Annotated in this window: 6 protein-coding genes; 3 read left to right on the top strand and 3 right to left on the bottom strand. The window is 45.1% G+C overall.

Annotated features, from left to right (window positions below; translation table 11 throughout):
• Positions 1-76: 76 nt before the first annotated feature.
• Both DR864_RS00770 and DR864_RS00765 read right to left on the bottom strand, forming a co-directional pair.
• On the bottom strand, positions 77-3,523 hold the full coding sequence (locus DR864_RS00770; protein WP_114065145.1) for a methylmalonyl-CoA mutase family protein: 3,447 nt from the start codon (positions 3,521-3,523) through the stop codon (positions 77-79).
• Positions 3,524-3,578: 55 nt separating this feature from the next.
• The gene (locus DR864_RS00765; protein ID WP_229599487.1) at positions 3,579-4,769 is read right to left on the bottom strand and encodes a PQQ-dependent sugar dehydrogenase; all 1,191 of its coding nucleotides are present in this window, start codon (positions 4,767-4,769) and stop codon (positions 3,579-3,581) included.
• 166 nt (positions 4,770-4,935) lie between these two features.
• On the opposite strand from DR864_RS00765, the gene DR864_RS00760 reads away from it, so the two are divergent.
• From DR864_RS00760 to DR864_RS00750, 3 genes are all read left to right on the top strand, one after another.
• Entirely contained in the window at positions 4,936-6,051 is a 1,116-nt protein-coding gene (locus DR864_RS00760; RefSeq protein ID WP_114065144.1) for an NAD(P)/FAD-dependent oxidoreductase, read from the top strand.
• Between the two features lie 99 nt (positions 6,052-6,150).
• Positions 6,151-7,137 carry a formylglycine-generating enzyme family protein gene (locus DR864_RS00755; RefSeq protein WP_114065143.1) on the top strand — a complete coding sequence of 329 codons (987 nt, stop codon included), beginning with the start codon at positions 6,151-6,153 and terminating at the stop codon, positions 7,135-7,137.
• An 86-nt stretch (positions 7,138-7,223) separates the two neighbouring features.
• Positions 7,224-8,570, top strand: coding sequence for a Gfo/Idh/MocA family protein (locus DR864_RS00750; RefSeq protein ID WP_114065142.1), 1,347 nt, complete (start codon positions 7,224-7,226; stop codon positions 8,568-8,570).
• Between the two features lie 76 nt (positions 8,571-8,646).
• Here DR864_RS00750 and DR864_RS00745 read toward each other — a convergent pair whose 3' ends face one another.
• The gene (locus DR864_RS00745) at positions 8,647-12,402 is read right to left on the bottom strand and encodes a putative Ig domain-containing protein (RefSeq protein ID WP_114065141.1); all 3,756 of its coding nucleotides are present in this window, start codon (positions 12,400-12,402) and stop codon (positions 8,647-8,649) included.
• Positions 12,403-12,646 lie beyond the last annotated feature (244 nt).

The following is a 12,646-nucleotide window of genomic DNA, read 5'->3' as shown; positions in this document are numbered from 1 at the left end:
AAAGGTACGAAATTCTATTTATCTAACGACGCCTCTGTATTAGCCTAAACGCAAGTTTACCAGTAAAATAAACCCGTTACATATTTCGTCTATACTGCCCACCCACTTTATACAGCGCACCAGAAATCTGCCCGAGTGTACACACTTTCGTGGCTTGCATGAGGCTTTCAAACAAATTTTCTCCTAAAAGCGCCCTTTCCTGCAATTGGCTCAAAGTAACCCTTGCCTTCTCGCTATTTCTTTGCTGAAAAGATTTTCTTGCCAAAACCGCGTATTGTTTCTCTTCATCAGTTGAGCGAATCACTTCGGCAGGGAGCACCGTGGGGGAGCCTTTTTCATCCAAAAAAGTATTTACCCCGATGATGGGCAAGGCACCCGTATGCTTTTGCATTTCATAATACATAGACTCTTCCTGAATTTTGCTCCGCTGATACATTCGCTCCATGGCGCCCAAAACCCCACCCCGCTCATTGATACTCAAAAACTCTTGGTAGACTGCCTCTTCTACCAAATCGGTCAGTTCTTCGGTAATGAAAGAGCCTTGCAATGGATTTTCGTTTTTGGTCAGTCCAAATTCACGGTTGATAATCAGCTGAATCGCCACGGCGCGCCGCACACTTTCTTCGGTGGGTGTGGTAATGGCTTCATCGTAGGCATTGGTATGCAACGAGTTGCAGTTGTCATAAATAGCCAACAAGGCCTGTAACGTGGTCCGAATATCATTGAAAGCGATTTCTTGCGCGTGCAAACTTCGGCCAGAAGTTTGGATATGGTACTTGAGCTTTTGGCTGCGCTCGTTGGCTTTGTACTTCAATTTCATGGCTTTCGCCCAAATCCGTCGCGCCACTCTGCCCAAGACGGTGTATTCGGGATCCATGCCGTTGGAGAAGAAAAAAGATAAATTTGGCGCAAAATCATCAATGTGCATTCCACGACTAAGGTAGTATTCCACAAACGTAAAGCCGTTGGATAAAGTAAACGCTAATTGCGAAATAGGATTGGCACCCGCTTCGGCAATGTGGTAGCCCGAAATGGAAACCGAATAAAAATTACGCACCTGATGTTCAATAAAATACTGCTGAATATCGCCCATGAGTTTGAGCGCAAATTCGGTCGAAAATATGCACGTATTTTGGGCTTGGTCTTCTTTCAAAATATCCGCCTGCACCGTTCCCCGCACCTGACGAAGCGTCTGGGCTTTGATTTTTTGATACAGCTCGGGCTCCAACAATTGGTCGCCCGTTATCCCTAAAAGCATTAACCCCAGGCCGTTGTGGCCTTCTGGAATTTCTCCTTGGTACCCGATTTCAGTCTTAATTTTGGCTATTCTTGCTTCACGCTCCTCCCGACTCCAAGCAGATAAAATATACTTCTCACATTGCTGGTCGATGGCCGCATTGAGAAAAAATCCCAACACAATCGGAGCAGGGCCATTGATAGTCATCGAAACCGACGTGGAAGGGTCGCAAAGATCAAAACCACTGTATAGTTTTTTGGCATCGTCGAGGGTACAGACGCTTACGCCCGAATTACCGACTTTCCCGTAAATATCAGGGCGCAAGTCGGGGTCCTCGCCGTAGAGCGTCACCGAATCAAACGCCGTCGACAACCGCTTGGCGGGCATGGCTTTGGACAAATAATGAAAACGACGGTTGGTGCGCTCGGGGCCGCCCTCTCCCGCAAACATACGGGTGGGGTCTTCGCCTTCTCGCTTCAGCGGAAAAACACCAGCCGTATACGGAAAGTCACCCGGAACATTTTCGGTCAATTGCCACCGCAAAATATCCCCCCAATCGTTGTATTTCGGGAGAGCTATTTTCGGAATTTTAAGGTGAGATAAGGTTTCCGTCCATAAATCTTGCTCAATAATTCTGTCTCTGACCTGAAACTGATATTTCTCAGCACGGTACTTTCGAATTGTATCGGGCCATTTTTTGAGTAATTGGTTAGAATCGTAATGCAAACGGGCTTCAAGCTCGGTATAAACCGCTTTTAGCGCCTCAATTGTATCAGAATTATTTCCCTTTGCCAGCGTTTTTATTGTACCATCTAATTGGTATAATTGTCGGGCAATGGCTGTCTGTTCATTCACAAATTGGTCATAAGCACGGGCGTTTTCTACAATTTCGGCCAAATACCGTACCCGGTCGGGCGGAATAATGCCTTTTGCCACAGATGTTTTGGAATGCTGAACCTGCTCTTTCCACTGAACAAACAACTTCCCGTTTACCCAGCCTGCTGTGCCCCCTTCACCATTTATAGCCCCCCTTTTTTCCTTTTGGGCCAACAATTCCATCATTTTCACGTACAAAGCATTCATGCCCGCATCGTTGAACTGACTTGCCATTGTGCCAAAAATCGGCAGGGCATCGTCGGGCGTATCCCAGAGGTTATGATTGCGGCGGTATTGTTTTCGAACGTCACGAAGGGCATCCAATGAACCTCGTTTGTCGAATTTATTGATGGCAATCACATCGGCAAAATCGAGCATATCAATTTTTTCGAGCTGGGTTGCCGCGCCATATTCAGCCGTCATGACGTAAAGCGACACATCTGAATGCTCCGTAATCTCCGTGTCCGATTGGCCGATGCCAGAGGTTTCGACAATAATCAGATCAAAATCTGCTTCTTTGCACACATCAATGGCGTCTTGGACATATTTACTTAAGGCCAAATTGGACTGCCGCGTGGCCAAAGATCGCATATACACCCGCCCCTGCGCAAGCTCAGGATGTAGCGCATTCATCCGAATACGGTCGCCCAAAAGCGCGCCGCCCGTTTTGCGCTTGGAAGGGTCTACCGAAATGATTGCCAAGGTTTTATGATCAAAATCCATTAAAAACCGCCGCACCAATTCATCCACCAACGAAGATTTTCCTGCCCCACCCGTGCCTGTAATGCCCAAAACAAGGGGTTGAAACAAGGGGTCTGCAACACGCCCAACGTTTAGTTTTGCATAAACGCTTGGGGAATTTTCGGCAATGGAGATACGTCGGGCAATGGCCTGTACATTGGTTTGAGACTGGGCCGGAGTCCACTCATTTTCAGCGTCCTCAGGATAATCCAATTCATGGTCCAACGCAAAATCACAATGCCTAATCAAGTCATTGATCATTCCCTGTAATCCCATGGCTCGCCCATCATCGGGAGAATACAGCCGCGCAATTCCGTAGGCATGAAGCTCCTCAATTTCGGCGGGAAGGATGGTCCCGCCGCCGCCACCGAATATTTTTATATGTCCAGCATTTTGCGCTTGAAGCAAGTCGTACATGTATTTGAAATACTCGACGTGGCCACCCTGATAGCTCGTGATGGCAATTCCCTGCACGTCTTCCTGAATGGCACAATCCACAATTTCCTGCACCGAGCGATTGTGGCCAAGATGAATCACCTCCACCCCCGACGCCTGCATGATACGGCGCATGATGTTGATGGCGGCGTCGTGACCGTCAAAAAGACTAGCGGCGGTCACGATTCTGACGTGATTTTTGGGTTGGTAAGGTGTTGTTAGGTTACTTTCCATGTCTTTTTCGCAGTAAATCTTGCGGCTAAGATACTGAAAGTATTGGCAACCAAAATCAACGGTTTGTCAGTTGCTGAATCTTTCCTGTTTGATAGTTAAGCAAATACAATTCTCCCGCTTCATCCTCCCCAAAGGAAGACAATGACCCCGTCAATTGAGTAATCAATTTGTTGGATGCCTGACGCGTAGTTTCGTTGTATTGCAAAGCCCAAATCTTACCGCTCACGAAATCACCGTAGATGTATTGGCCTCTTAAATCTGCCAATTTCGCCCCGCGATACACATACCCACCCGTGATAGACCGCCCGTCGGAGGTTCCGTAATCAAAGACAGGCTCTACCAATCCCGTACGGTTGCAGTTAGTGGCAGGGCTATAACATTCTTTGCCTTCGGCAATACGCCACCCATAATTTCCACCCCGCTCCAAAATATCAATTTCTTCTCTAGCATTCTGGCCAACATCGGCAATCCAAAAACGTCCGTTTTCACGGTCAGCGGTCACTTTCCAAGGATTGCGCAATCCGTAAGCATAAATTTCAGGGCGAGCATTGGCCGTATTTTTAAAAGGATTATCGGCGGGGATGGCGTAATTTAAGCCATTTTCTTTCGTGTTAACGTCAATTCGCAGCATCTTTCCGAGCAAAGAGCCCAAATTTTGGGCATAGTTTTGGGGGTCACCGCCCGAACCGCCGTCGCCCGTAGCGATGTACAGAAATCCATCTTTTCCAAACAAAACCGACCCACCGTTGTGATTAGAATAGGGCTGATTATAGGTTAGCAAAATTTCTTCGCTATTGGCATCGGCGGTTGTTTTATTGGATTGAAAACGTGCAATCACCGACTGAAGTTGACCATTTTCCCGTCGGGTATAATTCACAAACAATTGTCCGTTGTTCTTGAAATCGGGATGAAAAGCAAGGCCCAGCAATCCAGTTTCGCCCCCCGAAGTTACGCGCCCGCTGATGTCTAGAAATATTTCCGTTTGCGCGGCACTGGCTTCATTTCTAAAAACTTTTACCACCCCTCGTTGTTCTACCACAAACAACCGATTGCTCCCATCGCCAGCGTGTACGAGTTCAACGGGGCTACTGAACGTAAGGGCAGGAAATGCATTTGTTAGGGTAGGCACTACCTCCGAATCATCGTCGGTCGTGATGGTTTCAGGGCTTTTTTCGTTGCACGAAAATCCTAGAGCCAGCAACCCAAAACCCATTGCGAATAGCGTTACTTTGCGGTTCAATTTCATCTTCATTTGTCTGTTTAGTGTGGGGATTTATTTGAAGCAATAAAATAGCATAAATCTATGTTTAAGAAAGGTGGCCGATAGTAAAACGAAATTTTTGGTCATTTTCACATTTCCAAACTGACAATTACCTACTTTGTTTAACTTGAATGACTAAATCGATTAAACTATGACCGATGTACTCATTATTGGCGGCGGACTGGCGGGGCTGGTGAGTAGCATTGAGTTAGCACAACGGGGCTATGTAGTGGTCGTAGTCGAACGAAAAATGTACCCTTTTCACCGAGTTTGTGGCGAATACGTATCCAACGAAGTCCGTCCTTATTTGGAGAAATTAGGCTTAAAACTCGATGAATTGGGCGTAAAAGAAATTCAGCGCTTTCAATTTACGTCTCCATCAGGCCGGGCGTTAGAAACGGATTTGGATTTGGGAGGTTTTGGCATCAGCCGCTACACGCTTGATTTTGCATTGTTTGAATTAGCCAAGAAAAATGGGGTGGAATTTATCTTGGGAGAAACCGTCGAAAATGTAGAATATGCTGACGACGAATTTAAAGCCACGACCATCAATCACCTTCATTTATCGGCACGAATCGTACTCGGCAGTTTTGGCAAAAATTCCCGCATGGACAAGGCGCTTGATCGTGACTTTACCCATAAAAAATCGCCATATGTGGGTGTAAAGTACCACATCCGCACCGAATTTCCCCAAGATTTGATTACATTGCATAATTTTCAAGACGGCTATTGTGGCATTTCGGCGATTGAAGACGACCGCTATTGCCTTTGCTACCTCACCACGCGCAACAATATTCGTAAACACGGCTCTATCGCCGACATGGAGCGCGAAGTTTTATGGAAAAATCCTCATTTAAAACGCTTGTTCAACGAATCTGAATTTATTTTCGAACGCCCCGAAGTCATCAATGAATTTTCATTTGAGCCCAAACAGGTAGTCGAAAACCACATTTTGATGGTGGGAGATGCCGCTGGGCTCATCACTCCGCTATGCGGAAACGGCATGGCGATGGCCATCCACGGCGGCAAAATCGCGGCAGTGTTGGCGGTTCAATTTCTAAATGGTAACATCAACCGTCAGGAACTAGAAAAACAATATAAAAAGGCATGGAAGCAGGAATTTGCGGCGCGATTATGGGTCGGACGAAACGTTCAAAAGCTTTTTGGTGACGCGTGGCTTTCTGAGATTGCTTTGTCTTTTTTTGGGTTGGGCAAGCCCCTTTTACGATTTGTGATTAAAAATACCCATGGTAAACCCATTGAGTAAAGAATAAACAGGACCTAATTTTATTTATAATTTGAATTCTATTCCTTAAATGAGGTAAATTTGTGATTTATTATTCTTTAATCACAAAAGCGTATAAGAATGTTTCTAAAGCACTTAAGTTGGTTTACGTTATTTAGTGTTCCTCTGTTAGCCCAGGAAAAGCTTGAAAATTACACCCAGAAAATCTCTGGAAGCAACGTTACGTACGATCTGGTCGCCATCAAAGGTGGCGAATTTACCATGGGCAGTCCCGCCAAAGAAAAAGGACGCAAAGAAGACGAAGGCCCCCAACACACCGTAAAGATTGAGCCTTTTTGGATGGGTAAGTACGAAATTCAATGGGATTTGTACGATTTGTTTACCACCAAAAACATTGAAATTGAAATGGCCAAGCGCCATCCAGACCCCGAAAACAGCCTTGCTAAAACCGACGGAAGTACCCGCCCCAGCGCGGCTTACGTGGATATGTCGTTTGGAATGGGACGCTCTGAGTACCCCGCTATCAACATGACCCAATACGCCGCTATCTATTTTTGTAAATGGTTGTATGAAAAAACGGGTGTGTTTTATCGCTTGCCTACCGAAGCTGAATGGGAATACGCCTGCCGAGCGGGTACAAATACGGCCTATTCATTTGGCGACGACCCTAAATTGTTGGACGAATATGGCTGGTATAAAGGCAACAGCAACAACGGTTACAAAAAAATCGGCACAAAAAAACCAAACCCTTGGGGGCTTCACGACATGCACGGAAACGTCATGGAATGGACACTTGACCAATATGTTAAGGATTATTACACCAAAAAATCCAAAGGAGAAGTAAAAGAAGCGTTTCCAAAAGTAACGGAGTTGTATCCCACCTCAGTGCGCGGTGGTTCATGGGACGACGACGCTACCGTATGCCGAAGCGCCAACCGAATCCCTTCCTCTCCTGACTGGAAAATCATTGACCCGCAAAGCCCCAAAAGTGAGTGGTGGATGACGAGCGCCTCATTCGTTGGGTTCCGAATTGTAAGACCCGTAAAAACGCCTTCAAAAGAAGAAATTGCGGCCTACTATAATCCTCCGTTGATTGAAGATTATTAATCGTCCGTTTTCAATTATACATTCCTGAATCTATCAATTAATAGTAATCCACAGTTCAAAATCCATAATCTAAAACCTACATTCTAATGGAAACTAATAGAAGAGAGTTTCTTAAGACCTCCAGCCTTTTTACGGGGGGAGCGTTATTGAGCAGTTTGCCTTTTTCATCGTATGGCTACCATAACTCTGCCGACGACACCATCAAAATCGCGCTTATCGGCTGCGGTGGTCGCGGGTCGGGAGCGGCCGCGCAAGCCTTGAGTACTACTCAAAACGTAAAATTGGTTGCAATGGCCGATGCCTTCTCTGACCGATTGGATGATGCCTACAACGCCCTTACCAAACGTAAATACAAAGACGCCGCAGGTGCTGAAATTGATGTAAAATCAAAAGTTGATGTTCCTCAAGATCGCAAATTCGTAGGTTTTGACGCTTATAAGCAAGCTATCGCTCTGGCAGATGTCGTAATCTTGGCAACGCCTCCGGGTTTTCGTCCAATGCACTTTGAAGAAGCGGTAAAACAAAACAAGCACATTTTTATGGAGAAACCCGTGGCAACCGATGGCCCTGGAATCCGGAAAGTGCTTGCCGCTGCTGAAGAAGCCAAACGTAAGAAACTCAACGTTGTAGTGGGTCTGCAACGCCATTATCAGCGTAACTATCGCGAAGCCATGAACCGTATTCATGACGGCAAAATCGGTGACATCGTGGGTGGTAGCGTGTATTGGGTGTCGGGAGGTGTATGGAACCACCCCCGCAAAGCTGGTCAAACTGAGATGGAATACCAAATGCGTAACTGGTATTATTTCAACTGGTTGTGCGGCGACCATATCACTGAGCAACACGTTCACAACATCGACGTAGCCAACTGGGCAAAGCAGGGTTATCCCGTGTCGGCTCAGGGAACGGGCGGACGTCAAATTCGTGCTGGCAAAGAGTTCGGCGAAATTTTTGACCACCATATTGTTGACTTTACCTATGCCGATGGAACGCTTATCAACAGCCAGTGCCGTCACTATGAAGGCACGTACAGCAAAGTAGATGAGCAGTTTTTAGGAACCAAAGGTCGTATCGACAGCTTTAATGGCAACAATACCGTCCTTAAATCTTACAAAGGCAACAAGGTGATTTACGGACACGAAGGAAAAGGAGACCGTAACCCGTACCAAGTAGAGCACGACGAACTGTTTGCGGCCATTGCCAAAGGCGAATACAAATTTGCCGATGCCGAAAACGGCGCCAAAAGTACCCTGACTTCCATTATGGGTCGGATGGCAACGTATTCGGGCAAATTGGTTAAATGGGAAGATGCACTCAATTCAAACATTAGCCTATTCCCCGAAAAATTAGCTTGGGATGCCCTTCCTAAGTTGCTTCCAGGACCTGATGGTTTCTATCCTGTAGCTGTACCAGGCAAGAGCATTGTCGTCTAGTTTTTTATTTTTTCAGGTATATAAAAAAACGTTCATAGTCTGACTATGAACGTTTTTTATGGTAGTTACGCTCAGATTATTCCCCTTTCAACACTTTCAGTATTCTGTTAGGATATTCTGGATGGTGCACCTGAAGCAGATACAATCCCCTTTCCAACCCAGGGAAATTGATGCCGATGGTTGCCCGTTGGCCTTCCCAAAGTACATCATTGAGCGGAATTCTCTGCCCCGAAAGGTTGAGCAGCGAAAACGATGTCGTAGCTGGCTCATAATCAAGTGGTAATGTCATTTTGAAGGAATCTCTGAAAGGATTGGGGTAAGGTGCCCACAAGACCTCTTCTCCACCAAAACTACCGCCACCACCACCATTGGTAATTTCAAACTGAATTTTTGATTCTGCGACCATCTGACCACTTTTAAGGGCTTTGGCCGACAAGGTATAAATTCCACCCATTGAGCCAAAACCTCCATTATCATCAAACAGTGCATAAGGAGATGTCATATCGGTAAACGTGGCGTCTATCGGCCCTGTCATTTCAAATTGTATTCTGTCTACAGGAACATTGGCTTCTGCAAAAATATTGACAAACGACGGAATCTGACTCAGCGCAATTTTGTCTTTATCACGCAGCGTTTGAACAAATCTCCGGGAGGAAGAACCCCCTGCTTTGTATAAACTAAATACTACTGAAGGCGGCGATGTATCAACTACCTTTAAATTAAAATAAGCTTCGACTGATGCTCCCTGACTGTCAATGGCTCGCACCATGATGGTAAATGAACCCGCTATGGTAGGTGTTCCGCTTATTTTACCGCCTACATAAGTAAGACCTGCAGGCAATCCTCGCACCACAATCCCTGACAAAAATCCATCGGGTTCGTAGAAAGTACTCACTGGTACAGTAAATGAATAAGGTTCACCGAGTTTGATGGTTTGATCTTCAATAGCAGCTACAACCGTTGGCGGGATATTACCGTTAGCTAAACGGATTGTGAGCAAAAATGGGGCATCAACAAACGCTCCCTGAGGATCATATCCACGCGCTGTTACTTTATACTCTCCTCCTACCATTGGAATCCCGAAAATAACCCCTTTGTTATTACTCAAACCCGCTGGTAAATTGAGTGCCTCTACGGTTATAGCACCACCTTCAGGGTCTTTAAAGGCCTTAGTTGGTATTGCAAAACTAAAATTCTGTCCAATCACCGTCGATTGTTTAGCAATGGCCTCGGCTACGACTGGCGGTAAATTTGCGGAGGTCTCTTTCACTGTTAATCTAAAACTGGTTTCTATCCAACTTGCCCCGTTATCGGTTCCCCGAAGCACTATTTGGTACACACCAGCGGTAGTTGGTTTTCCAGTGAGTTTTCCCGCAATTAGGGTCACCCCACTCGGGGTATTTTTGGCCGTAATACTCACAATCGTTCCATCCGCATCCTTAAACAAGTCGGTCGGAAGGGTATATTCATACAATTGTTGCAGGACCACCGCCTGATCGGGGATGCTCGCAGTTACGGTAGGTTTTTGATTAATAACGCTGACTTTCAACACAAACTGTGTTTTAACAGATGCATTTTCATTATCAAAAACTTCGACCGTTATGGTCGAGTTGGCGGCCAACGTAGGCGTACCGCTTATTTTCCATCCGTCGGCTTTCAAACCACTTGGTAGACCTTTGATTTCGATACGGTCTATTTTTCCATCTTTATCCTCAAAGGTAGCCGTTGGAATCGTATAACTGAATTCTTTACCAACTGTTGCCTGTTGCTCCTCAAGCGTCGTAACAACAACAGGAGCCTTATTGACACGTTTGTCAATAACGACCAGATTAAAACTCACTTTACCAATGCCCGTGGCTCCTGCAATAATGGTTGAATTATACGCCTCCAGAACCATTTCATAATTACCAACTTTTAACGTTGTGCCGTCATTATCACCATACAATCCATAAGGAGCCGTCGTTTCGGTTTGCGTTTTATTGATTGCACCCGACAGTCTCATCACTACCGCTCTTGCAGAGGCATCTGGTACGGCAAAAAAGTTGATTGGGAAATTGTATTCACTCACATTGAGCGTATCATTATTTTTGAGGGTGCGAATCAAGCTACGCGTTTGAAAGTCCCCCGCTTTGTAAAGATCTAATCGGGTCGTTTTTTGGGGCATCACCGTTAATTTGAACGATGTCGTCGTAGAAGCATCGTACATATCCGTCGCTTTGACTTTCACCTCAAAAGTGCCTAAAACCGTCGTATTTCCTTTAATTGTAAACTTATCCAAGTATAATCCAGTAGGTAAGCCGCTTACATCGTAAAACTCTATGGTTCCGTCAGGGTCTTGAAAGGCATCCTGCGGTATAACATAAGATGCATCAAAACCTGACACTAGGTTATAATTCTGTAATGGATTCTTAACGATGGGCGCCTGGTTATTTTCAGGCTCTCCCAAAAGGTCTTCTATTAATTTAACATCTACGGGACCACTTGCTTTTTTCTCATCCCAACGGCTATTGTATCCAGGATGAAAATACCCACCTGTTCTGACCAATTCAGAAAGTTTTACGACCATCTGTTGGGCAGGAACAATTTTGGTCAGGGGCTTATTAAGCCAATTGGCAACAAAAGATTTTATACCTTGTGAATAGAAATTGACATCGTCAAGGTTGGCCGCAACAATATTCACCAGTTTACACCCCCGCTCAAAGTGCTCATTAAGCATCACTTGCAAACCATAAGTAGAAAGATTAGGCTCATGAAATGCCTCATTCATAATCCATTTTCCTTCGCCCATATTGCTTCTTAATACGTCGGCGCTAAAATAATGGGAATAATACTGAGAGTCATTTATCTTAGTTCCGTCGGTTGAGCGCGCCAAATCTTTAAATGCTAAAGTACCTCTGCGCATACTTAACCCATCATGAACTGAGCCAAAATCATTGACCACCTTGTAGGAATTTTCAACACTTTTGACCGTTCTGCTCACTCCATCCAGAAAATTTTTCAAAACAGTGTGTCTGTACACATACCAATCACTCCATCGCTTGTTTTCAGCATGGGGATAATCGGTCGTAACTGGCTGAATGTCATTGATACTACTGTAATCCGAACGCCACGTAGCATTGATGGTTTTTATATCTTTGTACCTTTGTTTGAGCCATTCACGATACCCCGTAATCATGCTAGGAGCATAGTCAAACATCGACAAGTACGACGTTCCGCCAAAGCCGCCAGCATTTGTATTGCCTTCATAATGATACCCCGCTTCTTGCGTAGGCGTTGTAGTAGCCGCTACGCAAACAATGCCCCCTTCTCTCTGTAGATAAGCATAACGCTCAGAAACCTCTTTGACAAAACTTAATGCTTTTTGTACGGACGGTTCGTGAGCCATACTGAACATCTCTGGGAAAGGATTACCCTTCTGGTCCTTAGAAGTCTCACTATCAGACCAATACCCCACGTGTCGGTTACAGCATCGTGCCAAATGAATGCGGATAAATACTTTAAGTCCTAATTCTTTACTTAATTTTATTTGGTTATCGTACTGAGCCCAATTGGCCGCGCTTGAGGGTGTCTTATACACTACATCCCAGCGAACAGTAACCATTGATGCATTTGTACCCAATTTAGCCGCTTCTCGAATCACATCCAGGCCAAACTGACTTCCTTCGGTTGTGTTAAGGAGGGCTATACATAAATACCTTTGATTGGCATCATCAGCAACGAGTGGATTAGGTTGAGAATAATTGGGGGGGAGAGTGGGGCGAGGTCCAGCATAGGCTCCTAAGGTAACAACCCATACCAATGCACACAAGAAGAGCGCTAAACGTTTAATCATTAGGGAAAATATTTAGTGTAATGGGGTAATAATTACTCATTCAGGGACAAAAACCATGCAAAAGATTAATAACATGCCACGAAATTGTTATCCCCAAAAGCCCTATTATTCTAACTCACTGATAATGTGCACTATTAAGTATTTTTAAAAACCTTAAAGGATAAGTTTGATAACGATTGGAATAAAAGCAAAAAAAATCCCTAAACTTATCCGGCACAGTTTTTGATAACATTAGATTTCTCAA

This window comes from Runella rosea (assembly GCF_003325355.1).
Taxonomy (GTDB): Bacteria; Bacteroidota; Bacteroidia; order Cytophagales; family Spirosomataceae; genus Runella; species Runella rosea.
Note: the sequence above shows the minus strand (reverse complement) of the source record. Positions and strands in the feature narration are given on the sequence as shown.